The following is a 25,808-nucleotide window of genomic DNA, read 5'->3' as shown; positions in this document are numbered from 1 at the left end:
GTTGCCCCCGTGACCTTGCGGCCCTATGAGAATCGTGGTTGCTAAACGTCCGAAATCAGACTATCATAGCAAGCCGTTAGTCTGATTTCGGATGATTTGGAGCATTGTGGAGTATGTAGACGAATCGCGGGCGCTCGATGCCAACGGCCTGGTCTGCATGGACGTGTGGAGTCGTAGCTTTGACTTGCTCTACCGCAAGAGCGACCAGCTCTACCACGAGATAGCCGTCAACTGCGGCATCTCCGAGAACGCCTATTGGCTCATGTACGTCATCTACACCTGCGGTGACACCGCCCCGATGCGCGAGCTCGTCGAGCGCTGCTGCAGCCCCAAGCAGACGGTTGCCTCGTCGCTGCGCGCGCTCGAGGGCAAGGGCTACGTCGAGATCTCCTTCTGCGAGGGCAGCCGCAAGAACAAGCAAGTGTCGTTCACCGAGACGGGCCGGGAGTTTGCGCGCACGCAGATCGTGCCGGCGAACATCGCCGAACGCCGGGCCTTCCAGACCCTCGAGCCCGTCGAACGCGCCGAGATGCTGCGCCTGGTCGAGAAGTACGCCGCGGCCATCGAGCAGGAGCTTGCGAACATGAAGGGAAGGGACAAGTGAGCAACAACGATACGACCATCGAGGCCGAGCTCAGGCGCATCGCGCGCGAGGAGGGCCTTAAGGGGCACGGCGCGGGCCTGCGTCTGCTCGCGCGCCTCATGGCCCCCTACAAGGGGCTCGTCCTCGCGACCTTCGTGGCGATGCTGTTCGACCTCTCGGGCATGCTGCTCATCCCCACGCAGCTCTCGGCCATGATCAACACGGCCGTGACGACGCACGACACGAGCGAGTTCCTCGTCCATGGCGGCCTCATGCTGGCGGCTGCGCTCGCAGGATCTGCCGGCTACATCGCCTCGACGTGGCTTGCCTCGCGCCTGTGCGCCAACGTGGGCCGCGACCTGCGCTGCCGCGTCTACGAGGCGTCGCTCAAGTTCCCGGCCGAGGACTTCAACCGTATCGGCACGGGCTCGATGATCACGCGCACGCTCTCAGACGCCAACGTGGTGCAGCAGACGCTGCTCATGACGATCCTCATGATCTTCCCCGTGCCCGTCATGTGCGTCATCGCCTGGGGCCTGGCCTTCTCGACCGATGCGGTCATGGGCTGGATCTTGCTTGCTGTGGCGCTCGTGACGCTTGCTCTCTCACTTGCCGCCGTACTCGGCACCGCGCCCGTCTTCGAGAAGCTCCAGAGCTTCATCGACGCGATGAACGCCCGCCTGCGCGAGGCCATTGGCGGCGTGCGCGTCGTGCGCGCGTTTGGCCGCGAGGAGCAGACGACGGCCACGCTCAACGAGACCTTCGAGCGTTACGCCACGAACGCCATCCGCGTGAACCTGGTCTTCGCCACGACCGACGCCCTGACGTTCTTCCTCATGAACGTCGTCGAGTCGCTCATCATGTGGAACGGCGCGAACCGCGTGGGCGCGGGCGCCATGCAGATCGGCTCCATCTCGGCCCTCATCGAGTACGCGATGCTCATCCTGTTCTTCATGATGATGGCCCAGTTCGCCATCGTCTCGGTGCCACGCGCCCTTGCGTGCCTGGACCGCGCCGTCGAGGTGCTGGCGGTGGAGCCGGCGATCGTCGACGGCCCGCGCGAGCTGGGTGCGGGCAGCGAGATGCGGGCAGACGTGCCCGTGGCGCGCTTTGTCCACGCGAGCCTGCGCTACTCAGACGCCGACGAGGAGACCCTGCACGGGCTCGACTTTGCCCTTGCGCGCGGCCAGGTCACCGCGATCATTGGCAACACGGGCTCGGGCAAGTCGACCATCGCCAAGATGCTGCTGCGCTTCGCCGACGTCACGGATGGCTCGCTCGAGTTCCTTGGCACCGACGTGCGCGAGCTCACCCAGGCGAGCCTGCGCGAGCGCATCTCCTACGTGCCGCAGAAGGCCTGGCTCTTCTCGGGCACCATTGCCGAGAACCTGCGCCAGGGGGCGCCCGAGGCAGACGACGCGCGCCTGTGGCATGCCCTCGATGTGGCCCAGGCAGACTTCGTGCGCGAGCTTCCGGGCGGCCTCGACGCCCGCGTGTCGCAGGGCGGCACGAACTTCTCGGGCGGCCAGCGCCAGCGTCTGGCCATCGCTCGCGCCCTCGTGCGCGAGGCCGACCTCTACGTCTTCGACGACTCGTTCTCGGCCCTCGACTACAAGACCGACGCGGCGCTGCGCCACGCCCTTGCGCCCGAGCTCGCCTGCGCCGCCACGCTCATCATCGCCCAGCGCGTGAGCACCATCCGCGACGCCGACCAGATCGTCGTGCTTAGAGACGGGCGTGTCGTGGGGCTGGGCCGTCACGACGAGCTCATGAAGACCTGCGACACCTACCGCGAGATTGCCGAGTCCCAGGAGAGGGGAGGCCACCATGACCAGCGCTAACGACGAGCTCGAGTACCAGGCGCCCGAGGCGCCCGAGGAGCTTGCGGTTCCCGAGCACGCCGGACGTACCGCAAGGCGTCTGTGGGAGGCGGCCGCAGGGCAGCGCTGGCGCGTCGTCGTGGCCGTCGTCTCGAGCGTCCTCTACGTCGCCGCGAGCCTGGGGGCCGTTGCCTACTCGGCCGACCTCATCGACACGCTGTGGGCCAACATCCAGGCGTGCCGGGGCGCGGGCGAGGCGTTCTCCGTGGCGCTCAACAACGGTGGGGCGCGCATCCTCACGTTCTTTGGCATCTGGACGGTGGCCTGGGCCTTCTACGCCCTGCAGGCCCTCGTCATGGCGAGCTTCGCCGAGCGCCTGAACCTGTCGCTGCGCCGCCGCATCTCGTCCAAGATCGAGCGCCTGCCGCTTGCCTACTTCGACGCCCACCAGCCCGGCGACACCATCAGCCGCGCCACCAACGACCTCGACAAGATCTCTGAGTCGATGCAGCGAGGCCTGCTGCAGCTCGTGACCTCGGTGGTGTTCGTGATTGGTGCCATTGCCGTGATGCTCACCTACAACGTGCGGCTCACGCTCGTGTTCGCCGCCTTCACGGCGGTGGCCCTGCTCGTCACGAAGTTCTTCGCCTCTCGCGCCCTGGCCGCCGGAAGCGCCCGCCAGGACGCCCTGGGCGCGCTCACGAGCCAGGTCGAGCAGGCCTACTCGGGCCGCTCGGTGATCCTTGCCTTTGGCAGCGAGCTCAGCAGCGCTGAAAAGGTCGCGGCCGACGCCACGCGCCTTGCCAACGCCAGCGCCCGCGCGGACTTCCTCACGAACGCCGTCGGACCTGCCATCCGCTTCCTCATGCGCCTGTGCCAGGTGACGATTGCGGTGCTCGCGGGCACCATGCTCGTGGCGGGTCAGCTCACGGTTGGCGCCTTCCAGGCGTTCTTCCAGTTCGTGACGCAGGGCTCCGAGCCCCTCACGCAGCTGGGCCTCACGGTCAACATGCTGCAGGGTGCGCTTGCCGCCGCCGAGCGCGTGTTTGCCCTGCTCGACGCAGACGAGGTCGAGGCAGACCCCGCGAACCCCGCGACGCTCGCGCACCCGGTGCGGGGACGCGTGGCCTTTGAGCACGTGCGCTTTGGCTACAGCCCGACCAAGCCCCTCATGCGCGACGTCTCTCTTCTGGCCGAGCCCGGACAGAAGATCGCCATCGTGGGCGCCACGGGCGCCGGCAAGACCACGCTCATCAACCTGCTCATGCGCTTCTACGAGGTCGATGGCGGCCGCATCACGCTCGACGGCGTCGACACGCGCACGATGCGCGCGGCCGACCTGCGCGCCGAGTTTGGCATGGTGCTACAGGACGCGTGGCTGTTCGAGGGCACGGTGGCCGACAACATCGCCTACGGCCGGCCCGACGCCACGCGCGAGGAGGTCGTGGCCGCGGCCAAGGCGGCCCACGTCGACTTCTACATCCGCACGCTGCCCAAGGGCTACGACACCGTGCTCGCCAACGACGCCGAGAGCGTGAGCGCGGGCCAGCGGCAGCTCCTCACCATCGCCCGCGCAATGCTCGCCGACCCCGCGATTCTCATCCTCGACGAGGCCACGAGCTCGGTTGACACGCGCACCGAGCAGGCCATCGTCCATGCGATGGAGACGCTCATGGCCGGGCGCACGAGCTTCGTGATCGCCCACCGCCTCTCGACGATCGTCGATGCCGACCTCATCCTCGTGATGGACCACGGCACGATCATTGAGCAGGGCACCCACGAGCAGCTCATGGAGGCAAACGGCGCCTACGCAAGCCTCTATCTGAGCCAGTTCGCCTAGCGAGCGAAATAATGGTGACAATGGGGTCAGGGCCCTTTGTCACCCTTTCTGAAAATGAGGGAGCGCCCGTGCACCCCCCCCTCGCTCACCGTTTGTGGCTGGTTCGCGTGCCTGATGCGACAAGATGCCCCCTCGCGTGCTCAACGTGACTAAATCGAGCTCCGTAGCTTCAATCTTTGTCGCGTTGGGCACGCGTCTTGTTTGGGCAGCGGAGGGCTGCGCCAAGTGCTACCCTCGGGTGCGGACACAAACTCGCGCACGCGAGGACAACCCAAGGGAGGAACCATGCCCTGCACCACCATTCTCATTGGCAAGAAGGCGAGCTACGACGGCTCGACGATCGTTGCCCGCAACGAGGACTCCGGCAACGGCACGTTCGAGTCGAAGCGCTTCGTCGTAGTCGACCCGGATTCGCAGCCGCGCCACTACACCTCGGTCATCTCGCACGTCCAGATCGACCTGCCCGACGACCCGCAGCGCTATACCGCCGTTCCCAACGCCAACCTCTCCCAGGGCATCTGGGGCGAGGCTGGCTTTAACGAGAGCCAGGTGGCCATGAGCGCCACCGAGACGCTCACCACCAACGAGCGCGTGCTGGGTGCAGACCCGCTCGTGGCCCTCAGGCCCGCCAAGGGAAAGCCGGGCGAGCCGGGCTATGAGCCCGAGGTCGCCGGTGGCATTGGCGAGGAGGACTTCCTCACCATCGTGCTTCCCTACATCCACAGCGCCCGCGAGGGCGTGCTGCGCCTGGGCGAGCTGCTCGAGACCTACGGCACCTACGAGATGAACGGCACCGCCTTCTCCGACGCCGACGAGATCTGGTGGATGGAGACCGTGGGCGGCCACCACTGGATCGCCCGCCGCGTGCCCGACGAGGCCTACGTCACGATGCCCAACCAGCTGGGCATCGACGAGTTCGACCTCGATGACGCCTTTGGCGAGCAGAGGGACTGCCTGTGCTCGGCCGACCTGCGCGAGTGGATGGCCGCGAACTACCTCGACCTCACGTTCTCCGACGCCGACCTCGGCCTCGCGGGCTCCGATGACGAGGACGCCGCTGGCACAGACGGCGTGCACGCCCTCTTCAACCCGCGCGAGGCCTTTGGCTCGCACACCGAGCGCGACCACGTCTACAACACCTGCCGCGCCTGGGTCATGCAGCGCGCGCTCAATCCCTCCGACATCTGGGACGGCCCCGACGCCGACTTCACGCCCGACTCCGACGACATCCCCTGGTGCCGCGTGCCCGAGCGCAGGCTCACGATCGAGGACGTCAAGGACGTGCTGTCGAGCCACTACGAGGGCACGCCGTATGACCCCTACGGCAACCTTGGCACGCCCGAGCAGGCGCACCGCTACCGTCCCATTGGCATCAACCGCAACTCGCAGCTCGCCGTCCTGCAGATTCGCCCGTACGCGCCCGCTGCCTGCCGCTGCGTGCAGTGGATGGCCTACGGCTCCAACGCCTTCAACACGCTCGTGCCCTTCTACGGCCTCGTGAGCGACACGCCGGCCTACCTGCGCGACACCACCGACACCGTGACAAGCGAGAACTTCTACTGGGCAAACCGTCTCATCGCTGCAATCGTCGACCCCCACTTTGGCGACAACATCAACGCCATCGACAACTACCGCGAGGTCACGATGGCCTACGGCCACCAGGTGCTGCGCGAGTGCGACGCGGCGGTGGCGGGTCTTGCCGAGGGCGCCGACGTCGCCGAGCTGCTCGAGGCTGCCAACGAACGCGTGGCCGAGAGGCTCCGCGAGGAGACCGGCAAGCTCCTGGGGAAGGTCCTCTACACGTCGAGCATGAAGATGCGGAACGGTTTCTCGCTGTCCGACCACTAATCCGGTCGATACCGCGAACGTGGCGCGCCTGGCTCCCCGTGGGGCCGGGCGCGTCGCTTTATGCGGATACGTCCTGGGCCAGGATGGTGCCGCCGCCCAGGCACTCATCGCCCTCGTAGACGACGACGGCCTGGCCAGGCGTGATCGCGCGCTGGGGCGTCTCGAACTCGACCCTCACGCGCCCGTCTGCCAGCGGCGTGACGAGGCAGGGTTGGTCGGGCTGGTGGTAGCGCACCTTGGCGGCTGCCCGCAGGGGAGCGACGGGCACCTGTCCCGCGACCCAGTTCCAGTCGCCGGCGACAAGCTCGCTCGAGAGGAGCTGCTCCTGCTCGCCCAGGGTCACGGTGTTGGCCGTCGTGTCGATACCAACCACGTAGACCGGGTGGGCGCAGGCCACGCCCAGGCCCTTGCGCTGGCCGAGGGTGTAGCGCAGCGCCCCCGCGTGCGTGCCGATGACGTTGCCCTGTGCGTCGAGGACGTCGCCGGGCCGCGCCGCGCGGCCCGTGCGCGCCTCGATGAAGCGCAGGTGGTCGCCGCCGGGCACGAAGCAGATACCCTCGGAGTCCTTCTTGTGCGCGCTCGACAGCCCCATACGCTCCGCGAGGTCGCGCACCTCGGACGCCTTGTGGAGGCCGCCCAGCGGAAACATCACGTGGGCGAGGCGCTGCTGCGTGAGGCCAAAGAGGAAGTAGCTCTGGTCCTTGGCCGCGTCGACGCCCTTGAGCAGGTGGTAGCCGCGCGCGTCGTGCGTCACGCGGGCGTAGTGGCCGGTCGCGAGGTGGTCGCACCCCAGCTCGAGCGCGCGGTCGAGCAGGGCGCCAAACTTGAGGTGGCGGTTGCAGGCCACGCAGGGGTTGGGGGTGAGGCCCGCCTCGTAGCCCGCCACGAATGGGTCGATGACCTCGCGGGAGAACTGGTTTGTGTAGTCGAAGGTGTAGTGGCGGATGCCCGCGTCCCAACAGGCCTGGCGGGCGTCCGCCACGTCGTCGGTGCTGCAGCAGGTGCGCTCACCGGGACGGTCGTCCTCGTTGCTTGCGAGGCGCATCGTGGCGCCCAGGCAGTCATAGCCCTGCTCCACCAGCAGGTTTGCCACGACGCTCGAGTCGACGCCGCCGCTCATGGCAACGAGCACGCGCCCCCTACCCACGGCCCACCTCCCTGGCGCGGGTCCGCAGGGTGGCTGCGACGTCTGCGATGGCCGCGGCCGCCGCGTCGACGTCTGCCTCGTCGTTCTCGGCCGCATCGAGCGAGATGCGCAGGTAGGTGCGCGCCTCCTCGTCACCCACGCCCATGGCGGCGAGCACGTGGCTCTTCTCGACGGCCCCCGCCGCGCAGGCAGACCCCGCGCTCACGCAGACGCCGCGTCCGTCGAGCAGAACGAGCGCGCTCTCGTGGTCGACGCCCGCGAGCGTGACGGCCACGATGCCGCCCACGCGCCGCTCGGGCAGGGAGGGCCCTAGGACGCGCGCGCCGTCGATGCGCTCGAGCTGGGCTACGAGCCGCTCGCGCAGGGCCTCGAGCCTCGCGCGGTCTGCCTCGAGGTTGTTTGTGGCCTCCCTGAGCGCCGCCGCCATGCCGCAGGCGCTGGCGACGTCGGCGGTGCCAGCGCGGTGGCCGCGCTCCTGTGCGCCGCCGTGGACGAGCGAGGCCGGCACGATGCGGTGGGAGCACAGCAGCGCCCCGGTGCCGCGCGGCCCGTGGAACTTATGGGCCGAGAGGGTGAGCAGGTCAAAGCCGTCGCGCGTAAAGTCGAGGGGGAGGTGCCCCGCGGCCTGCACGGCGTCGGTGTGAAACAAGATGCCGCGCTTGCGGCACATGCGGCAGACCTCGCGTACGGGCTGCACGGCCCCCACCTCGTTGTTCGCGTACATGAGCGAGACCAGGGCCGTGTCCTCGCACAGGGCCGCCTTGACGTCCTCGACCGCCACCACGCCGTCTGGCTGCGGCTTTACGAGCGTTATCTCGAAGCCTCCGCCATAGGGGCCGTCTGCGCTCGCGAGCCAGTCGAGGCAGCGCAGGACGCTGGGGTGTTCAATGGCCGAGGCCACGATGTGCCGCCTGCCCTCGCGCGCGCCATGGGCGGCGCCCGTGAGCAGGGCCTGGTTGTTGGCCTCGGAGCCTCCCGAGGTGAACTCGACCTCGCTCGGGCGGGCATGGAGGCACTCGGCCACGGTGCGTCGCGCTCCCTCGAGGGTCTGGCGTGCGGCGTCTCCCGCAGCATGCTGGCTCGCGGGGTTGGCGAAGGCGTCGCCCGTGCCTATGAGGCGCATGGCGTCGAGCGCCGCCGTGCTTGGCCTGGTGGTGGCCGCGTTGTCGAGGTAGATGAGGCTCATGGCTTCCCGTTTCGGTTGGGACAGTTAAGCCCGTAGCCTTATTGTCCCAAACCGCAGGTAACGTGGGACAGAAAGGCTACGGGCAGATGTGTCCCAGGGTGGTTAGTTCTGCTCGACAGCCTTGCCGTGCGGGGCGGAAGGCGCGTTGCGCATGGCGAGGATGGTGCGCTCCATGAGCTCGGGGAGCTCCCAGCCCAGCGCCTCGGCGCCCTGGACGATGACCTCGCGCGAGCAGCCCGCGGCGAAGCGCTTGTCCTTGAACTTCTTCTTGAGCGACTTGACCTCGAGGTCGTCGACGCTCTTGGAGGGGCGCATGAGGGCGGCCGCTCCAATGAGGCCCGTGAGCTCGTCTACCGCGAACAGGACCTTCTCCATCTCGCTCGTGGGCTCGTACGGCGTGTCCGTGAGGCCCCAGCCGTGGCTTGCGCACGCGCGCACGACAACCTCGTCGATGCCCGCCTCGCGCATGATCTGCTCCTCGCGCACGCAGTGCTCCTCGGGCCAGCGCTCAAAGTCGAGGTCGTGGAGGGTGCCCACAACCTGCCAGAGGTCTGCCTCGTCCTCGTGGCCCAGCTGGGCGGCCATGTCTCGCATGACCTCGCCCACGATGCGCCCATGGGTGCGGTGGAACTCGCCCTCGTTGTACTCGTCGAGCATCTCGAGCGCCTGCTGTGGAGTGGGAACCATGAACCCTCCTGTCGTCGGTCATTTCTCTCCATGATACGATTTTCCCATTATCCTATAGTATTGATAGGAAATTGATACGGCCCGGCGCGCAGCCGACGGCGGGCCCGCGGCGCCCCTGGCGCGAACACGTCGGCGCCAAGGAGGATGGAATGCTCGTTTCTACGAAGGGCCGCTATGCCCTGCGCGTGATGGTTGACCTCGCCGAACATGAGGGCGAGGGTTTCATCCCGCTTCGCGACATCGCCGCGCGCCAGACCATCTCCGACAAGTACCTCGAGAGCATCCTCAAGGCGCTCGTGCGCGACCATCTCATCGAGAGCCTGCGCGGCAAGAACGGCGGCTACCGCCTGGCCCGCGCGGCCGAGGACTACACGGCCGGCGAGGTGCTGCGCTCCACCGAGGGCTCGCTCGACCCCGTGGGTGGCATGGACGACCTCGTGCGCTTTCGTGCCGAGGAGCCTCGCTGCCACGAGATGTGGGAGAAGCTCGGCGCACTCATCGGAGACTACCTCGACGGCATTCGGGTGAGCGACCTCGCCACCGTCTCCCTCGCCGGCAACGACTACGTGATCTAGCTCGGTATGTCAGCGGGGACGTGCTTTCTGTCATATGACAAAAGACACGTCCCCACTGACATATGACAAGAGGCGCGCCCCCATTGTCATACGCCTCCCGGTGCCGCTCGTCCCCTCTATTTTTGTTGCGCAACAAATAGTTGAGCAGCGGTATTAGCAGAGGATTGAACTTTTCAAGCTGCGCTCGAGTCGCACGAGCCGTCTCTCCAACGACCAGATCGTCGAGATGGTGTGCGGTCCTTCTGGCAAGCCGCTCGAGGACGCGCTGGCCGCGTGCCACCAGGAAGTGAACCTCTACCGCAACGCGCTCACGAGGCCGGCGGGGTCTGCGGGGATGGGGTCATACGAGCGTGCCGAGTCGGTCATGGTGCTGTTCATCGCGGCGGGCTGCTCGGCCAACGTGCACGCGAGTGTTACGTACGCGCTCGACTACGCCAACACGACCTGCGCCGGTGGCACGTCGACGCCGCTGCACGTGGCCGTGGCGGGCCTGAGTGGCGCGGACGAGCGCGCCGCTGCGACGTCGTCGTTGGGCTCTCCGGTCTGGTCGCCCTGCTCGGCTACGAGCTCGCTGGCTTCACCAGTCCGGTCGCTGGCGGTTGCCGCTTCGTCTGCCTGCGCCTCGTTGCCTGCGTCTTCCTCGGTGGGTGCGTATGCCTGCTCGGATGCATCTGGCTTTTCACCCAGCTGCTGGGTGACCTTCTCGTCTTCTTCCATGGTCCCTACTGGCTCGTGGACGTTTGGTAATCCTTAAGCTAGGGGAGTTTCGGACAAAAACGTTGAGCAACAAATGCGAGTGGTAGGTGCGCAAAGCGAGCGTGCCGCTTGCGTGCCGCGAGGCAAAACCGCGCGGCCCGAAGCTGCCTACTTGCGGCGGCTCTCGCGCAGCTCGTCTATCTCGTGTTTGTTCTGCTCGTGAATGCGCCGCAGCTCGCGGGCGTGGCGCTCGCGGAGCTCCTCGGCGCGGGCCAGGTAGTCGGCCGCGGAGAGCCGCACGCCCTCGCGACGCAGCTCAGCGCGCTCGGCATGGAAGGCGCGCTCGGCCTCGCGCAGGCGCTCGTGGTGCTCGTGCACGATCTGGCGCGCTGTCTCGGGGCTTGCGGCGATACGCTGAGCGGCCTCGACGGGGCTCGCCGAGATGGCCACGCGCGATATGTTCGTGAGCACGGGAATCACGAGCACCGACAGCGCGCCTGCGCACACGAGCACGCTTGCCATGGCGCTGGGCATGGCGCCGGCCCCAACCGCGGCCTCGGTGAGTGCCACGATGAGCGGCAGCGCCATCGTGCAGTAGAGGGCCGCCGAGACCTTCTCGCCCGCGGGCATGTCGCGCGTCTCGGGAAACGCCCGCAGGCACAGCCCCACGGGAAGGGCGCGCACCAGCAGGAGCAGCGCCACGAAGGTGGCGAGCAGCGCGGGGTTGGCGCCCACGGCCGCCACGTCGATGTCCATGGCCGAGTAGACAAAGAAAACGGGGATGAACAGGCCGTTGCCCATGGCCTCGACCTTGGCGAGCAGCCCCTTGCCCTGTTCGGGCGGCAGCACGCGGCGCAGGATGAATCCGGCGGCAAACGCGGCCAGCACCGCATCGAGGTCAAGTGCCGCCGCCAGGGCGAGCAGGGCCACGAGCAGCAGTAGCGTGGCGCGCAGCAGTGCCTGCGAGCTTGTCTCGGCATTGTCGGACAGAAAGCGCACAAGGCGTCCCCCCAGGTTGCGCACCCGCTCGCCGCCGCGTGCCACCATGACGCACACCACGACGAAGCCCACGAGCACGGCGATGTTGGCCGCCATCGAGCGGGTGGGGGAGAGCATGATCGACATGGCCACTACGGGCAAAAGCTCGCCCATGGCGCCGTACGACTCGATGACGCCGCCCACCGCGGTGCCGCCCAGCTCGCGGTCGCGCATGATGGGAACGAGCGTGCCGTAGGCGGTGGTTGTGAGCGCGATAGCGAAGGCGGCCGAGCCCGCCATGGAAAGTTCCAGGTCGAGAAGGGCCGTGGCCGCTGCGGCAAGCGCCATGCAGATGGCCCAGCACACGGCGCCGTGCCTGCCCGCACGCCCCGCGAGCTCGCGCAGGTCGAGGTCGTAGCCGGCGATGAGGAACAGGATGCCCATCCCCAGGCGCGACATGAGCGCGAGCCCCTGCGAGGCGTGGACGACGCCCAGGCAGTGGGGTCCCAGTGTCGCACCCGCGGCCACGAAGAACACGACCTCGGGGATGGGCCGGCCCGGGATGAGGCTTGCCGCAAACGACGACAGTACCACGACGGCGAGCATCGTGGCGAGCATTGCGAGCTCCGTAGTCATGGGCCTCCTCTTGGTTGGTTTGGACCCTTCTGTTTTACCCAATATGGCGGACACGTCCGCATGATTTCGCGCGCGAGCCATTCGGTCGTATTATGTAATGCGGAAAACTACGCGTGCGCGCACGCAGATGACGGGAGTTGCCATGACCGATACCAATGCCCAGCTCAAGGCCCAGATCGACGAGTTTGTCGACCGCGTGTGGCCCGAGGTGCTCGACGACATCGAGTCGCTCGTCTCGCACAAGAGCGTCGAGGACCTCTCGCAGGCCGCCGAGGGCGCCCCCTGGGGCCCGGGCCCGCGCGAGGCGCTCGACGAGGCCCTCTGCATCGCCAACGTCTGCGGCCTCGAGGCCCACGACTGCGAGGGCTACCTCGGCTTTGCCGACGTTCCCGGTGCCTCGTCCAAGCAAATCGCCACGATTGCCCACGTTGACGTCGTGCCCGAGGGCACGGGCTGGCACACCGACCCCTACCAGATGGTCCGCCGTGACGGCTGGCTGCTTGGCCGCGGCGTCACCGACGACAAGGGCCCCGCGGTGCTGTCGCTCTACGCCGGCCGCTTCTTTGCCGAGCAGGTCGAGGTCACGGGAGAGCCGCTGCCCTACACCCTGCGCGTGATCCTCGGCGCCAACGAGGAGACCAACATGGGCGACGTCGAGTACTACCTCGCCCACTATCCCGAGCCCGACTTCCTCTTCACGCCCGACGCCGAGTTCCCGGTGTGCTGCGGTGAGAAGGGCCTCTATGGCGCCACCGTCCGCTCGGCCACGATCGCGGGCGAGGCGCCTGGCGCGCGTATCGTCAGAATCGAGGGCGGCACGGCCACGAACGCCATCCCGAGCCTCGCCGAGGCCGTCGTGCGCGCCGGTGCCTCCGAGCTGCCCGCGGCAGACGGCATCGAGGTCGTCGAGGCGGGCGAGGGCCTCGCGCGCGTCACCGCCCATGGCATCGGCGGCCACGCGAGCATGCCCGAGGGCACCAGGAACGCCATCGGCATGCTGTGCTCTTACCTGCTTAAGGCGGGCGTCTGCTCTGACGCCGAGCGCGCGTTCCTCGAGCTCGAGGGCACCATCCACGCGAGCACCGACGGAACGAGCCTGGGCATTGATGCCACCGACGACGTCTTCGAGCCGCTCACCTGCATCGGCGGTACCATCCGCACCACCGGGGACGGCCGCATCGAGCAGACGCTCGACGCCCGCTATCCCAAGTCGACGACCGCCGAGGCCATCAGCGAGCGCCTGGGTGCGCTTGCCGCCGCCCATGGCTGCGAGTTCGAGGCGGGCCGCGCCGTCGTGCCGTTCTATGTGAGCCCCGACTCGCCCGAGATCCAGACGCTCGTGCGCTGCTACAACGAGTACACGGGCAAGGACACCAAGCCTTTCACGATTGGCGGCGGCACCTACGCCCGCCACTTCAGGAACGCCGCGAGCTTTGGCCCCGAAGAGCTCGACCTGCCCACGCCCGAGTGGGTGGGCCAGATCCACGGCCCCGACGAGGGCGCCAGCGAGGAGCAGCTCAAGCTCTCGCTCAAGATCTACATCTACGCAATTGCCGAGCTCATGAAGCTCGACCTCTAGGGGGACGGTTTTGGATCGCGCAAAGCAAATCTCGGAGTCCGTGGAGCTGGGCATTCTTCTCGCGCTTGCCGGCGGCTTCATGGACGCCTACTCCTACATCGCCCGCGATGGCGTCTTTGCCAACGCCCAGACTGGAAATATCCTGCTCGTGGGCGTAAACCTCTCCGAGGGCGACCTCATGAAGGCGGGGCGCTACTTCTTCCCGGTGCTGGCGTTTGCCCTGGGAATCATGCTCGCAGACCTTATTCACGAGCGTTTCTCAAGCGTGTTTCACTGGAGGCAGCTCACGGTCTTCTGCGAGGCGGCGATCCTTCTGGGCGTGAGCTTCATTCCGGGCACGATGAACCTCGCGGCGAACTGCTTTACGTCGTTTGCCTGCGGCATGCAGGTCGAGAGCTTCCGCAAGATCCACGGCCACGGCATCGCCACCACGATGTGCATCGGCAACCTGAGAAGCGCGCTGCAGAGCGTCGACGACTACATCATCACGCACAAGAAGGGCTTCCTCGAGAACGGCCTGCTCTACTTTGGCGTGATCCTCACGTTCGTGCTGGGCGCCGTGCTGGGCAACGTCTGCATCCACGCGCTGGGTCTGCATGCCATCGCGGTGGCGTCGGCGTTGCTCGCCGTGTGCTTCTGCATCATGTTCATCGATCGCGAGGCCAACAGCAAGCGCGTCCAGCGCCTGGGCTAACGGCAACCTCTCCAATGAAAAACGAGACGAAGGGACTGTCCCCTCGTCTCGTTTTTGCTATCTGTCGGGCTCGTGCTCGATCGACTCCATGACGCCGTTCATAACGTCGTCGCCGGTGAGCGACCCCAGCAGCGTCGCAAAGCTGCGCGCGACGGGGAAGACCTCGGCGTCGAGCGAGCCCTGCGCGGCCTCGACGAGCACGCCGATGACGCGCTCGGTGGGGGCGAGCGGCACGCTCGCGGCCTCGAGCACCTCGTCGACCTCGTCGCCCTCGACGGGGCGCTCGCCCTCGAGGGCGCGCAGCGCGTGGAGCTCGAGCGCGGCGGCGCCCGCGCAGGTGGCGCGGCTCACGGCGGCCTTCTGGTAGCAGGCGTCTGCCACCTCGATGTTTCCCAGCTGCCACTCGAGGTAGGCGAGGCGGTAGTAGCCCACGCCCACGCCCTGCGGATCAAAGGCCACCTCGAGCCAGCCCCGCAGCTCCTCGGCCGCGGCCTCGTTGTCGTCCAGCAGCTCGTGGCAGCGCACGATGCGCAGCATCGCGGCCATGTCGAGCGGGTCGAGCTCCTGGGCGCGGCGGGCAAAGGCGAGCGCCTCCTCGACGCGTCCGCGTTCGAGCAGCGCGCTGCTCATGAGGAGCTGCGCGCCGTAGTAGGCGTCGGGCACGAGCTGGGTCTTCTCGCCCTCGGTCGCCATCAGGCGGTTGTAGAGGGTGCGCGAGACGTAGCTCATGAACTGGCGCCAGGTCCTGCCATCCCCGTCGCGGTAGGTGTCGAGCGCGTCGATGGGGGCGAGAAGGTCACAGAGCACCTCGATGGCCTCGCTGGCCTTGCCCTGCTGCAGCAGGTCGGTCGCGCGGTCGCAGCCACGCGACAGCTCGTCTCCCTCGACGAAGTCTTCGACGAAGGCGAGCTGGTCTGCGGTCGAGAGCGAGCCCTCGATGATGTGGCGCGCGCACCTTTTGCCCGCCTCGACCACCGTGGGGTCGGCGTCGTTCTCGGTGAGTCGCAGGATGCGGCGCACCGAGCGCTCGGTGGAGCCACCCAGCTCGCGCACGACGCGCTGGGCCATGAGCTCGCGGCGGGCACTCTCGTTGATCGACATCTCGCTCACGTGGTCGACGCCCAGAAGGCGTGCCTCGAAGCTTGGCAGCACGCGGCTCGACAGGTCGACCGACTCGTAGCGGCCGCGCGGGCAGAAGCGCTCGGAGTCGAGCTCGAAGCCCTGCTCGGTGCCCGAGAGCCTGCCGTTGATGGTGGGGCAGCGAACGCCCAGGCGCGCGCAGACCTCGGCGGCGTCGAAGTCCTCCGAGAGGTCGAGCTCACGCAGCTGCTCGCGCGAGACGTCTCCCGAGAGCAGGCATGTGTGGTGGCTGGGCGTCTCGAGCGTCACGGCCACGAAGGCGTGGCAGATCCTGCGCGAGCTGCGGAAGGCGTGCGCGGCGAGTAGCAGCGCGCAGCGTTGGGCGTAGTCGGCCGCCAGCCGGTCGCGCATCTGGGCCGAGCAGCGCACGATGCGCCCCAGCTCGGGGGAGTAGACGCTTGCGGGCTGGGCCGCGGCCGGCACGAAGGAGCACACGATCGCGGCGTCGCCTCCCATGAGATTCACGCGGAACTGCGCGGTGAGGCGAAGCGGCAGGCGAAAGGTCTCGATGCCCGCCGAGATGGTCTGGCGTACGCCCCACTCGCCCATGACGTCGCTCATGCTCGCGCGCGGGATGGGTGTGGAGCCCAGCTGCGCGCAGATCGACGAAGCGAGCGCCTGGTTGAAGCGGTAGCAGTCCTCGATGGTGACCTCTTCGGGCTCCATGGTCCCCTGCGCGTGCTTGCGGAAGTGCTCCCAGGCAAAGAGCGCCCGGTTGAGGGCACCCTCGGTGGCAAGGACGCGCAGCATGTCGGCCCAGGCCACCGTGTCGTCGACGACGCGCAGGTAGAAGGTCTTGCTGCGGCCCGTGTAGACCACCACGACGTGGGGGAGATGGGCATCGGGGTCGAGGATGCCGGCCTCCCTCAGGCCGCGGGCGAGGTAGGCGCGGATGGCGTCGGCGTCAAAGTTGTCCTCGCTGCCAAGGTCGGGGCGGTAACGACGGGCGATGCGCTTGAGCACCGCCCAGGGCCGCGGGTTGCGCGAGAGCCTGCGGGCAAGCCGCTCCATGTCGAGCAGATCGACCTCCTCGCCCTCGTTTGCCTCGCCGTCCTGGCCGGCGTCCTTGGGGACGTCGCCGCCATCGGAGTCGCCCTCGTCCTCGTGTTCGAGGTAGTCGACGATGGCATCGAGGTCATCGTCATCGAAGGGCTGCTCGGGGCTGGCGCTCGAGCGCGGGAAGGGTCGCGGTTCGTTGGCGGAGGGGACTGCGCCGCCGTTCTCAACGGTGGCTGCAGCGTTCGGGGCGGGGGAGGCTGGCGTGGCGCCGGGAGCTGCCGCCTTGGTGGCCTTCTCGGTCTGCTCGAGGCCCTGGGGTGCCGGCGGGCGCACGTCCGCGGGGGTCTCCATGCCGCCGTTGCGCCTGCGATTGCGCGCGCGCCTCACCAGGGCGAGGGCGAGCACGGAGGCGCCTGCGGCGATGGCCGCCGCCACGATGTCGAATCCATGGGTGCCCAAGCGTCTCTCCTCTCGGCTCGCGTGCCGGCAGCCCGTACCTGTATCCTTACTACTATACCCATGCGCGCCGGCGCCCCTCGCGCCGCGCCTCGCCACACCCAGGGAGGACCCATGACCCAGGACATCCAGGCACTCGCCGCTCAGGTGGTCGAGGCCATTCGCGCAACGCCCGAGCTCGCCCAGCGCCTCGTCGAGGCGCCTGCGGCAACCGTCGAGAAGATCTGCGGCGGCAACCCCGGGGTAGACCTCACGTCGCTCTTCATGGCCGTCCTCGACAAGCTCGAGGGACTCGACGTCGACCTCTCGCGCCTCGATCTGTCGCGCCTCGACCTCGACGCGCTCGACCTCTCGAGGCTCGACCCCGCGCGCCTGCTCAGCATCGCCACCAAGCTTGGCGTCGACGTCTCGAAGGTCGACATGGGCGCCATCGCGAGCAAGATGCTCGCGGGAGGTGGCCTCGGCGGCCTTCTGGGCGGCCTCTTCGACGGCAGATAGAATGCCGCCTGGGACAAATTAGCCCGGAGCTTTATCGTCCCAAACCGCAGGAAACGTGGGACAGAAAAGCTCCGGGCTTTATCGTCCCAGGCCTAGGCGAAGCGATGCATGAGAAGTCCCGGCAGCGGCAGGGCGCTGCCGTCGGACGTCTCGAGCTCCTCTTGCGTCACCAGCAGGGCAAGCGGGTGCAGCACCGGCGCGCGCTCGTCCAGGCTCCCGCGCCTCTCGCGCATGGCGTCTGCCACGAGCGCCGCTGCCGCAGCCTGCTCCTCTCCCGCCACGACATGTCCCTCGAGCTGCCCAAACGTGGCGCAGATGGCCTCGACGGCCTCGGGGCGGCTCACGCGCCACAGCACGAGCTGCTCGCCTGCGCGCTGCAGGTTGTAGAGCGGGGTCGAGGTGCGCGCGGCCCCCAGGATGTAGGAGAGCACCACGTTCGCGGGGTAGGCAATCGTGACGGGCGCGTCGTGCGCCCCCAGCGCCTCGAGGTGGGCCGCCACCCGCTGGGCCTCGTCCTCGTACGCCTGCCCGCAGGCGACGCTCCCGCCCAGCTCGGACAGGTCGCAGCAGCACGCCACGGCCGTCGTCACCGCGCCGTTGGCGGCGTGGGCCACGAGGTAGAGCGCGCGCGACACGTCGCAGGTGTAGTCGCCCGCCGCGATGGCGGCGTCGAGCTCGGCGGCCGTGGCAAACGCGCGAGCCGCGGCAACGTGATCTGGCTCGGGACGCGTGCAGGAGAAGGGCGAGACGAGCATGGCGCTCCTTTCATGGGAAGGCGACCGACGCACCCGCTCGGGCTTGCCGGCCGCCTTGGCTGGGACAGTTGCTCAGGCACCTATTGTTCCGGGGACGTTACTTGATGACGCGGACGCGGTAGACGGCCGGAATCTCCTTGAGGGCGGCAATCGTCGTGTCCTCGAGGTGCTCGTCGGTGTCGAACATCGTGTAGGCATTCTCGCCGGCGCTCTCGTTGACCATGCGCTGGACGTTGGCGTTGTCCTTGGCGAGGATGGCCGTGATCTGGCCGATCATGTTGGGGACGTTGGCGTGCAGGCACGCGATGCGGCTCGCGGCGCGCGCCTTGCCCATCGAGCAGGCCGGGTAGTTCACCGAGTTGGCGATGTTACCGTTCTCGAGGTAGTCCTTGAGCTCCGAGATCGCCATGTCGGCGCAGTTGGCCTCGGCCTCGCCGGTCCCCGCGCCGGAGTGCGTGGTGATGAAGGTGCTGGGCATCGCGACCGTCTTGGGCGTGGCGAAGTCCGTGGCAAACCACGAGAGGCGCCCGCCCTGCAGTGCCGCGTCGACCGCGTCCTCGTCGACGATCGTCTCGCGCGCGTAGTTGATGAGGACGGCGCCGGGGTTGAGCAGACCCAGGACCTCGGCGTCGATCATGCCGATGGTGTCGGCCTTGCTCGGCACGTGCACGGTGAGGTAGTCGCAGCCGCGGCACAGGTCCTCGAGCGTGCCCACGCGCTGCACCTCGCGCGACAGTACCCAGGCGTGCTCGACCGAGATGAACGGGTCGTAGCCAAAGACCTGCATGCCAAGGTCGACGCAGGCGTTTGCCACTTTGGAGCCCACGTTGCCCAGACCCACGACGCCGATGCGCTTGCCCTTGAGCTCGCGGCCCACGAAGGCCTTCTTGGCCTTCTCGGCGTCGACGAGGATGTTGGGGTCGTCGGCGTGGGCGCGCACCCACTTCATCGACTGTACGACGCCGCGGCTCGACAGGATGAGCATCGCGATGACGAGCTCCTTGACGGCGTTGGAGTTGGCACCCGGCGAGTTGAAGACCACGACGCCCTTCTTGGCGTACTCGTCGACGGGGATGTTGTTGACGCCGGCGCCGCAGCGGGCGATGGCGCGGATGGAGTCGGGCAGATCGTAGCCGTGGAGGTCGGTGGAGCGCATGAGGATGGCGTCGGCACTGGCCGTCTCGTCGACGAAGTCGTAGCCCTCGCCAAACTCGACCTTGCCGTCCTTGGTGATGTCGTCGATCGTCTTGATGTGACGCATGGGGTCTCCTTCTCTGCGCGAGCGCGTCGCGCGAAGTGGCTGCTAGTTGGTGTGGGCGGCCTCGAACTCGCCCATGTAGTCGACAAGGGCGCTCACACCCTCGACGGGAACGGCGTTGTAGACGCTCGCGCGCATGCCGCCCACGAGGCGGTGGCCCTTGACGCCCACGAGGCCGCGCTCGGTGGCGCCCGCGACGAAGGCGGCGTCGAGCTGCTCGTTGCCGGTGCGGAACGTCACGTTGGCGATGGAGCGGCTGGCGGGCTGGGCGTGGCCGTGGAACAGGCGGCTGTGGTCGAGGTAGTCGTAGAGCATGCCGCTCTTCTCGCGGTTCATGCGCTCCATGGCCTCAAGGCCGCCCTGCTCCTCAATCCAGTGGTAGACCTTGCCGCACAGGTAGATGCCAAAGGTGTTGGGGGTGTTGAGCATCGAGCCCTTCTTGGCCTGCAGGCGATAGTCGAGGTAGGAGGGGCAGCAGGGGAGTGCCGGTCCGTCCTTGATGAGGTCGTCGCGCACGATGACCACGGTGACGCCCGCGCATCCGGCGTTCTTCTGGGCGCCCGCGTAGACGAGGCCGTAGCGGCTCACGTCGATGGGCTCGGCGAGGAAGCAGCTCGAGACGTCCGCGACCAGCGGAATCTCGCCGGTCTGGGGCAGCTCGTGGTACTGCGTGCCAAAGATGGTGTTGTTCTGGCAGATGTAGACGTAGTCGTAGCCCGTGGCCTCGGCAAGCTCGCCCACGCCCGCAACCTCGGGGATGCGGTCGAAGCCGGTGTACTCGCTCGTGGCCAGGATGTCGGCCTCGCCGTACTTCCTGGCCTCCTCGCACGCCTTGTTGGCGAAGTTGCCGGTGACGAGGTAGCCCGCGCGCCCGGCGCCCATGAGGTTCATCGGGATGCCGGCGAACTGCAGCGTGGCGCCGCCCTGCAGGAACAGCACCTTGTAGTTGCTCGGGATGTCGACGATGCGGCGCAGGGTGGCCTCGGTGTTGTCGAAGATCTTCTGGTACGCACTAGATCGATGACTCATCTCCAGCACGCTCATGCCGCTGCCCTGGTAGTCGAGCATCTCGCTGGCGATTTGGGCCAGTACACTCTCGGGCAGGGCCGCGGGTCCTGCTGCGAAGTTGAAGACTCGAGCCATGGTTCCTCCTTGCCGCCCCGTGGGCGCTTGGTTTGCCTCCGCTTTCAGGAAGGCACGTGTGCAAGTGTCATTAGGATACCCGCGTTGCGTGGAGGCGGCGCGTTACGCCTTGGTAACGAATGGCGCCCGCGAGCCTAGCGTGCAGCTCGCGGGCGCCGTGCTGGGACAGTTGCTCAGGCATCTATTGTCCCGGGGCTAGTCCTGGGCCTTGGCCTCGTCGAGGTAGGAGTAGAGGGTGTACTTGGAGATGCCAAAGTACTTGCAGACCTTGGGGCCGGACTTCGTGATGAGGAAGGCGCCCGCGTCGTTGAGGTAGCGGATGGCGCGCACGCGCTCGTCCTTGCTCATGAGGGCGGCGGGCTTGCCCACGAGCTGCACGCTCTGCTCGATGAGGTCATCGAGCAGGTCTGCCACCGAGCGCACGATGGGCTCTGGGTCGCCGATGGGGTCGTCGCCGGGACCCGTGCCGGTGATCGAGTTGAGGGCGTCTGCCGCGGCGGAGAGCACCGTGATGTCATAGTTGATGCCCAGGATGCCCACGGGAATGTCGTCCGCGTTGCGGATGAAGACGGTCGAGGAGCGCAGGATGCGGCCGTCGGGCGTCTTGGTGAGGTAGGCCAGGCGGTCGGAGAGCTTGTGGACCTTGCCGGCCTTCACGGCGTCGAGCACGATGTGGCTGGGGCCGTCGCCCACGCTGCGCCCCGTGACGTGGCCGTTCTCGATGGCGACGATGGACTTCTCGGGGTCCTTGGTCTCGAGGTCATGGACGACGACCTCGCAGTTGGAGCCAAACTGAACGGCGATGGCGTGTGCGAGACGAGCATAAAAGTCAGTCTGTGCGGCGTCCATGTTTTACCTTTCGCCAAAATAGCGAGGACAAGTTGGCGGGTTGTATGCGGGCGCTGTGCCGTTCGCCCGTTCCGATGTTTCGTTCTACCTGCAAAAACTAACACAAAGTTAGTATCGGTCACAAGATATAATAAGTTACGTCGAATCGATTCTGCGGGAGGCTCCGTGAACGAGAAGGTTGCACAGCTCATGCCGTTCATCGACTTTCTGGGCGCTGCCCTAGGAAGTGCGACAGAGGTTGTGCTGCACGACCTCTCCGACCCCGACCACTCGGTCGTTAAGATCGTGAACGGCCACGTCTCGGGCCGCACGGTGGGCGCGCCCGCCACGGCCTTCTCCCTCAAGATGGCCGAGCAGCTCCAGCACTCGGACGACTGCTTCGTGAGCGACTACGTGAGCACCACCGCAGACGGCCGGCCCCTGCAGAGCTCGTCGTACTTCATCCGCGACGACGAGGGCCAGATCGTGGGCATCATCTGCGTCAACATCGACCCACAGCCCTTCCGCACGCTCGAGGACGGCATCAAGGCCTTCATGGAGGCCTACCGCCACGGCGGCTCCGAGGAGTACCACGACACCAACCTCGACGCCGTGCGCAGTGCCTACAAGGCGTCGAGCGTCGAGGCCCTCTCCATCGGTGGTGCCGAGACGGGCGTGGCCGAGCAGGTCCGCTCGCTGCTGGGGGCGCTCGGCAAGACGTCGAGTGAGCTTGACCAGGCCGGCCGCATCGACATCATCCGCAGGCTCGAGGCAGCCGGCACCTTCCTTATCAAGGGTGCGGCCGCAGACGTCGCCGGCGAGCTGCACGTCTCGGTGCCGAGCATCTACCGCTACCTGCAGCAGGTCCGCCGCCAGGGGTAGGGACCCGCGCCTTCCTCTCCTGGTCTGCATCCTCATGCGCAGCTAACATTCTCGTCAATCTTCCAAGTGCGTGTCCAACGCGGGTAATACTCGGGCTCTAGGGCCCATGGCTACCTGCGTTTGGCACGCGCTTTCGATAACTGGCTGCGTTTGGCACGCACCATGTGCGGCTCTCGCGCTCGGCGCGCTGGACCTCAGGCCGGCCGCCCCAAATATGGCCCCAACCGGCGTTGTTGCTTTAAATGCTCATCCATTCGTGGCCATTTTCCTACCGTTTGCAACAACTATTTATTATCAAGCGTGATGAGAAATTATATTCAAGACACCCGATGCGGAGAAGGTCGCACCTTTCGCGAAGGACCACGCCCCTCTCCGTGACCAACGGCACGAAACTCGCAGGTGGGCGTACGCGTACGGTACGAGCCACCTGCGGTGCCGGGGCTTCAACGACACGCGGGCAAAAGCCGCCCGCCTTGGTCTAAGGGAGAAACCCACCATGGAAGAAAAGCTCGACAAGTTGTTCCACCTCAAGGAGCGTGGGACCAACGTCCGCACCGAGGTCCTCGCTGGCCTCACCGCCTTCGTCACTGCCGCCTACGTGCTCGCGGTGAACCCCTCCGTTATGAGCGCGACGGGCATGGACTCCGGCGCCGTCTTCACGGCAACGGCGCTCGTGTGCTTCCTCGGCACGCTCGTGATGGCGTTGCTCACCAACTACCCGTTCGTGCTGGTTCCGAGCATGGGCCTCAACGCCTACTTTGCCTACACCGTGGTGCTGGGCATGGGCTATAGCTGGGAGACCGCGCTTGCCGCCATCTTCCTTGAGGGCGTCGTCTTTGCCCTCATCTCACTCACGAGCCTGCGCGACAAGATCTTCAACGCGATTCCGCTGAACCTTAAGTACGCAATCTCGGCGGGCATCGGCCTGTTCATCACGATCATCGGCCTCAAGAACTCCGGCCTCGTCATCAGCAGCTCCGCCACGCTCGTCTCGATCTTCTCGTTCACCGGCAGCATGGCCGACGGCACCTTCAACACGGCTGGCATCTCGGTTGTCCTGTTCCTCGTTGGGCTTGTCATCACCGGCATCCTCATGGCCAAGAACGTCAAGGGCAACATCCTGCTTGGCATCCTCATCACCTGGATCCTTGGCATCGTCTGCCAGCTCTGCGGCCTCTACGTTCCCAACCCTGACGCCGGCTTCGCGAGCCTGCTGCCCGACTTCTCCAACGGCCTCGCCGTTCCCTCGATCGCCCCGACGTTCATGAAGATGGACTTCTCGCACATCGCCGACCTGGGCTTCCTCGTGGTTGCCTTTGCCTTCCTGCTCACGAGCCTGTTCGACACCGTCGGCACCCTCATTGGCCTGGGCGCCAAGGCCAATCTCCTCGACGAGGATGGCAACATGCCCGGTGTGCGCGGCGCCATGATGGGCGAGTCCGTCGCCACGATGATCGCCGGCGTCCTGGGCAACTCCGCTACCTGCTGCTCGGTCGAGGTTGCCGCTGGCATTGCCGAGGGCGGCCGCACCGGCCTCATGGCCCTCACCACCGGCGTGCTCTTCCTGCTCTCGATGTTCCTCTCGCCGATCTTCCTGGCCATCCCGTCCTTCGCGACGGCCCCGGCCCTCGTCCTCGTTGGCTCGATGATGGCAAGCTCGGTGCTCTCAATCGACTTCTCCGACCCCTCCGAGTCCATCCCCGCCTTCCTGTGCTTCGTGGGCATGCCCTTCTGCTACAGCATCGTCGAGGGCATCTCGCTGGGCATCATCTCCTACGTGGGCATCAACCTGTTCTGTGGCAAGGAGAGCCGTAAGAAGATCAGCCCGATGATGTACGTCCTTGCGGCCATCTTCATCCTCAAGTACGTGCTTATCTAGCATCTAGCCAAGCCAAGCAACCGGCGGGCGCCGCGCGCTCGCCTTCGATGGGAGAAACCATGGACAACTCGTTCGTTCTCAAGGGCAACGTCTGCTACAACACCACCCCGCAGGAGGTCTCCTGCACCGCCAACGGCTACGTCGTCTGCGTCGACGGCAAGAGCGCCGGCGTATTCGCCGAGCTTCCCGAGAAGTACGCGAGCCTGCCGCTCGTCGACTGCGGCGACCAGCTCATCATCCCGGGCATGAGCGACATCCACATCCACGCCCCGCAGTACGCCTTCCGCGGCCTGGGCATGGACCTGGAGCTGCTCGACTGGCTCAACACCCACACCTTCCCCGAGGAGGCCCACTACGCCGACCTCGAGTACGCTGGCCGCGCCTATGACATCTTCGCCAACGACGTGCGCCGCAGCGCCACCACCCGCGCCGTCGTCTTTGGCACCATGCACGTCGAGGGCACCGAGCTGCTCATGGACAAGCTCGAGCAGACGGGCGTCGTGAGCTACGTGGGCAAGGTCAACATGGACCGCAACGGTGGCGAGAACCTCGAGGAGACCACCGAGGCCTCCGCGGCCGACACCCGACGCTGGCTCGCCGATGTCGAGGGCAAGTACGAGCGCACGATGCCGATCATCACCCCGCGCTTCACCCCGAGCGTCACCGACGAGCTCATGACCCAGCTTGCCGACATGGCCCGCGAGCACAACCTGCCCGTCCAGAGCCACCTGTCCGAGAACCCCTCCGAGTGCGGCTGGGTCAAGGAGCTCTGCCCCTGGAGCGAGTGCTACGGCGACGCCTACGACCACTTTGGCCTGCTCGGCAACCGCACCGTCATGGCGCACTGCATCTACTCCGATGACCGCGAGGTCGAGCTGCTGCGCGCGAGCGGCACCTACGTCGCCCACTGCCCGCAGAGCAACGCCCAGCTCTCGAGCGGCATCGCCCCGATTCGCCGCTACATGGACCTGGGCATGAACGTGGGCCTGGGCACCGACGTCGCCGGCGGCGCCAACCTCTCAATGTTCCGCTGCATGTCCGACGCCGTAGCCGTCTCCAAGCTGCGCTGGCGCCTTGTCGACGACAGCCTGGCCGCGCTCACCACGCAGGAGGCCCTGTGGCTCGCCACCGTGGGCGGCGGCTCCTTCTTTGGCAAGGTCGGCTCCTTCGAGGAGGGCTACGAGTTCGACGCCCTTGTCCTCGACGACTCCGCCATCGCCACCCCGCGTGACCTTGACGTGTGGGAGCGCGTCGAGCGCTACGTCTACCTCGCCGAGGAGGGCGGCAAGATCGCCCGCAAGTACGTCCGCGGCCGCGAGATCAACCTCGACTAGACCTGAGCCATATCGCTCCTTCAACCTGCCCCCGACGGCCCTTCCCCTTCGCCGTCGGGGGCATTTCTGTGCGCGCCATGTGGCCTGTTGTCGCGCGTGCCAAAGGGGCCGGGCCTGTTGGCTCATCTCGCACATGACTGAGGGGTGCACACATGACAGGGGACGTGCCTTCTGTCATATGACAAAAGGCGCGTCCCCTCCGTCATATGACCGGCTTTCCGTTCGTGTCGGTCGCATGCCATGGGGAGAATCTGCAGGCGCATTTGGCACGTCGGGAGGCGCCAGGCCCGGCGGCGTGGCCCCGAACATGCGTTGTTCTCAAAACCAACTAACGAAACCGCAGCTAACAATATGTGTTCAAGGTTTG

General features: G+C 67.0%; 21 protein-coding genes. 11 read left to right on the top strand and 10 right to left on the bottom strand.

Annotated features, from left to right (window positions below):
* Positions 1–106 precede the first annotated feature (106 nt).
* From Q3866_RS03320 to Q3866_RS03305, 4 genes are all read left to right on the top strand, one after another.
* Positions 107–604, top strand: a complete 498-nt coding sequence (locus tag Q3866_RS03320; RefSeq protein ID WP_301829590.1) for a MarR family winged helix-turn-helix transcriptional regulator — start codon at positions 107–109, stop codon at positions 602–604.
* Positions 601–2,424: an ABC transporter ATP-binding protein gene (locus Q3866_RS03315; RefSeq protein ID WP_367881365.1), complete on the top strand. Its 1,824-nt coding sequence runs from the start codon at positions 601–603 to the stop codon at positions 2,422–2,424. The genes Q3866_RS03320 and Q3866_RS03315 overlap by 4 nt, the downstream gene beginning before the upstream one ends.
* Complete coding sequence (locus tag Q3866_RS03310) at positions 2,411–4,243, top strand: ABC transporter ATP-binding protein (RefSeq protein WP_301829589.1); 1,833 nt, start codon at positions 2,411–2,413, stop codon at positions 4,241–4,243. The genes Q3866_RS03315 and Q3866_RS03310 overlap by 14 nt, the downstream gene beginning before the upstream one ends.
* Before the next feature lie 285 nt (positions 4,244–4,528).
* Positions 4,529–6,091, top strand: a complete 1,563-nt coding sequence (locus tag Q3866_RS03305; RefSeq protein WP_301829587.1) for a C69 family dipeptidase — start codon at positions 4,529–4,531, stop codon at positions 6,089–6,091.
* Between the two features lie 58 nt (positions 6,092–6,149).
* Here Q3866_RS03305 and mnmA read toward each other — a convergent pair whose 3' ends face one another.
* From mnmA to Q3866_RS03290, 3 genes are all read right to left on the bottom strand, one after another.
* Entirely contained in the window at positions 6,150–7,238 is a 1,089-nt protein-coding gene (gene mnmA, locus Q3866_RS03300) for a tRNA 2-thiouridine(34) synthase MnmA (protein WP_301829585.1), read from the bottom strand.
* Entirely contained in the window at positions 7,231–8,424 is a 1,194-nt protein-coding gene (locus Q3866_RS03295; RefSeq protein WP_301829583.1) for a cysteine desulfurase family protein, read from the bottom strand. The genes mnmA and Q3866_RS03295 overlap by 8 nt, the downstream gene beginning before the upstream one ends.
* 102 nt (positions 8,425–8,526) lie before the next feature.
* Entirely contained in the window at positions 8,527–9,111 is a 585-nt protein-coding gene (locus Q3866_RS03290) for a hydrolase (RefSeq protein ID WP_301829582.1), read from the bottom strand.
* Between the two features lie 149 nt (positions 9,112–9,260).
* Here Q3866_RS03290 and Q3866_RS03285 point away from each other — a divergent pair, with 149 nt between their 5' ends.
* Entirely contained in the window at positions 9,261–9,686 is a 426-nt protein-coding gene (locus tag Q3866_RS03285; protein WP_293673277.1) for an Rrf2 family transcriptional regulator, read from the top strand.
* A 429-nt stretch (positions 9,687–10,115) separates the two neighbouring features.
* On the opposite strand, the gene Q3866_RS03280 is transcribed toward Q3866_RS03285, so the two are convergent.
* Both Q3866_RS03280 and Q3866_RS03275 read right to left on the bottom strand, forming a co-directional pair.
* Positions 10,116–10,403, bottom strand: coding sequence for a hypothetical protein (locus Q3866_RS03280; protein WP_301829580.1), 288 nt, complete (start codon positions 10,401–10,403; stop codon positions 10,116–10,118).
* A 147-nt stretch (positions 10,404–10,550) separates the two neighbouring features.
* A complete protein-coding gene (locus tag Q3866_RS03275; RefSeq protein WP_301829578.1) occupies positions 10,551–11,996 on the bottom strand; it encodes a cation:proton antiporter in 1,446 nt (481 codons plus the stop codon).
* A 142-nt stretch (positions 11,997–12,138) separates the two neighbouring features.
* On the opposite strand from Q3866_RS03275, the gene Q3866_RS03270 reads away from it, so the two are divergent.
* Both Q3866_RS03270 and Q3866_RS03265 read left to right on the top strand, forming a co-directional pair.
* On the top strand, positions 12,139–13,575 hold the full coding sequence (locus tag Q3866_RS03270) for a Sapep family Mn(2+)-dependent dipeptidase (protein WP_301829576.1): 1,437 nt from the start codon (positions 12,139–12,141) through the stop codon (positions 13,573–13,575).
* Between the two features lie 10 nt (positions 13,576–13,585).
* Entirely contained in the window at positions 13,586–14,269 is a 684-nt protein-coding gene (locus Q3866_RS03265) for a YoaK family protein (RefSeq protein ID WP_293673269.1), read from the top strand.
* 57 nt (positions 14,270–14,326) lie between these two features.
* On the opposite strand, the gene Q3866_RS03260 is transcribed toward Q3866_RS03265, so the two are convergent.
* The gene (locus Q3866_RS03260; RefSeq protein WP_301829574.1) at positions 14,327–16,867 is read right to left on the bottom strand and encodes a tetratricopeptide repeat protein; all 2,541 of its coding nucleotides are present in this window, start codon (positions 16,865–16,867) and stop codon (positions 14,327–14,329) included.
* A gap of 111 nt (positions 16,868–16,978) precedes the next feature.
* Here Q3866_RS03260 and Q3866_RS03255 point away from each other — a divergent pair, with 111 nt between their 5' ends.
* Complete coding sequence (locus tag Q3866_RS03255; protein WP_301829572.1) at positions 16,979–17,362, top strand: hypothetical protein; 384 nt, start codon at positions 16,979–16,981, stop codon at positions 17,360–17,362.
* Between the two features lie 92 nt (positions 17,363–17,454).
* On the opposite strand, the gene Q3866_RS03250 is transcribed toward Q3866_RS03255, so the two are convergent.
* The 4 genes from Q3866_RS03250 to Q3866_RS03235 all read right to left on the bottom strand — a co-directional run bounded on the left by Q3866_RS03250 (position 17,455) and on the right by Q3866_RS03235 (position 21,367).
* Complete coding sequence (locus Q3866_RS03250) at positions 17,455–18,117, bottom strand: DUF1015 family protein (RefSeq protein WP_301829570.1); 663 nt, start codon at positions 18,115–18,117, stop codon at positions 17,455–17,457.
* Positions 18,118–18,214: 97 nt separating this feature from the next.
* Entirely contained in the window at positions 18,215–19,378 is a 1,164-nt protein-coding gene (locus Q3866_RS03245) for a phosphoglycerate dehydrogenase (RefSeq protein WP_301829569.1), read from the bottom strand.
* Between the two features lie 42 nt (positions 19,379–19,420).
* A complete protein-coding gene (gene serC, locus Q3866_RS03240; RefSeq protein WP_301829567.1) occupies positions 19,421–20,518 on the bottom strand; it encodes a 3-phosphoserine/phosphohydroxythreonine transaminase in 1,098 nt (365 codons plus the stop codon).
* Between the two features lie 195 nt (positions 20,519–20,713).
* A complete protein-coding gene (locus tag Q3866_RS03235; RefSeq protein ID WP_301829565.1) occupies positions 20,714–21,367 on the bottom strand; it encodes a transcriptional regulator in 654 nt (217 codons plus the stop codon).
* A gap of 165 nt (positions 21,368–21,532) precedes the next feature.
* Here Q3866_RS03235 and Q3866_RS03230 point away from each other — a divergent pair, with 165 nt between their 5' ends.
* The 3 genes from Q3866_RS03230 to Q3866_RS03220 all read left to right on the top strand — a co-directional run bounded on the left by Q3866_RS03230 (position 21,533) and on the right by Q3866_RS03220 (position 25,441).
* A complete protein-coding gene (locus Q3866_RS03230; RefSeq protein ID WP_301829564.1) occupies positions 21,533–22,228 on the top strand; it encodes a transcriptional regulator in 696 nt (231 codons plus the stop codon).
* Positions 22,229–22,724: 496 nt separating this feature from the next.
* On the top strand, positions 22,725–24,107 hold the full coding sequence (locus Q3866_RS03225; protein WP_301829562.1) for an NCS2 family permease: 1,383 nt from the start codon (positions 22,725–22,727) through the stop codon (positions 24,105–24,107).
* A gap of 59 nt (positions 24,108–24,166) precedes the next feature.
* Positions 24,167–25,441 (top strand): amidohydrolase family protein, encoded by a 1,275-nt coding sequence (locus tag Q3866_RS03220; RefSeq protein WP_301829560.1) that lies wholly within the window; start codon positions 24,167–24,169, stop codon positions 25,439–25,441.
* Positions 25,442–25,808 lie beyond the last annotated feature (367 nt).

Source organism: uncultured Parolsenella sp., from assembly GCF_958346945.1.
In the GTDB taxonomy this organism is placed as follows: Bacteria; Actinomycetota; Coriobacteriia; order Coriobacteriales; family Atopobiaceae; genus Parolsenella.
The sequence above is the reverse complement of the archived record's forward strand: the minus strand, read 5'-3'. Positions and strand labels throughout refer to the sequence as shown.

Excerpts from the sequence above, each read along its gene's own strand:
- Q3866_RS03310 (WP_301829589.1), top strand. The coding sequence starts at position 2,411 with ATGACCAGCGCTAACGACGAGCTCGAGTACCAGGCGCCCGAGGCGCCC.
- Q3866_RS03305 (WP_301829587.1), top strand. The coding sequence starts at position 4,529 with ATGCCCTGCACCACCATTCTCATTGGCAAGAAGGCGAGCTACGACGGC.
- Q3866_RS03295 (WP_301829583.1), bottom strand. The coding sequence starts at position 8,424 with ATGAGCCTCATCTACCTCGACAACGCGGCCACCACCAGGCCAAGCACG.
- Q3866_RS03290 (WP_301829582.1), bottom strand. The coding sequence starts at position 9,111 with ATGGTTCCCACTCCACAGCAGGCGCTCGAGATGCTCGACGAGTACAAC.
- Q3866_RS03285 (WP_293673277.1), top strand. The coding sequence starts at position 9,261 with ATGCTCGTTTCTACGAAGGGCCGCTATGCCCTGCGCGTGATGGTTGAC.
- Q3866_RS03280 (WP_301829580.1), bottom strand. The coding sequence starts at position 10,403 with ATGGAAGAAGACGAGAAGGTCACCCAGCAGCTGGGTGAAAAGCCAGAT.
- Q3866_RS03275 (WP_301829578.1), bottom strand. The coding sequence starts at position 11,996 with ATGACTACGGAGCTCGCAATGCTCGCCACGATGCTCGCCGTCGTGGTA.
- Q3866_RS03270 (WP_301829576.1), top strand. The coding sequence starts at position 12,139 with ATGACCGATACCAATGCCCAGCTCAAGGCCCAGATCGACGAGTTTGTC.
- Q3866_RS03255 (WP_301829572.1), top strand. The coding sequence starts at position 16,979 with ATGACCCAGGACATCCAGGCACTCGCCGCTCAGGTGGTCGAGGCCATT.
- Q3866_RS03250 (WP_301829570.1), bottom strand. The coding sequence starts at position 18,117 with ATGCTCGTCTCGCCCTTCTCCTGCACGCGTCCCGAGCCAGATCACGTT.
- Q3866_RS03245 (WP_301829569.1), bottom strand. The coding sequence starts at position 19,378 with ATGCGTCACATCAAGACGATCGACGACATCACCAAGGACGGCAAGGTC.
- serC (WP_301829567.1), bottom strand. The coding sequence starts at position 20,518 with ATGGCTCGAGTCTTCAACTTCGCAGCAGGACCCGCGGCCCTGCCCGAG.
- Q3866_RS03235 (WP_301829565.1), bottom strand. The coding sequence starts at position 21,367 with ATGGACGCCGCACAGACTGACTTTTATGCTCGTCTCGCACACGCCATC.
- Q3866_RS03225 (WP_301829562.1), top strand. The coding sequence starts at position 22,725 with ATGGAAGAAAAGCTCGACAAGTTGTTCCACCTCAAGGAGCGTGGGACC.
- Q3866_RS03220 (WP_301829560.1), top strand. The coding sequence starts at position 24,167 with ATGGACAACTCGTTCGTTCTCAAGGGCAACGTCTGCTACAACACCACC.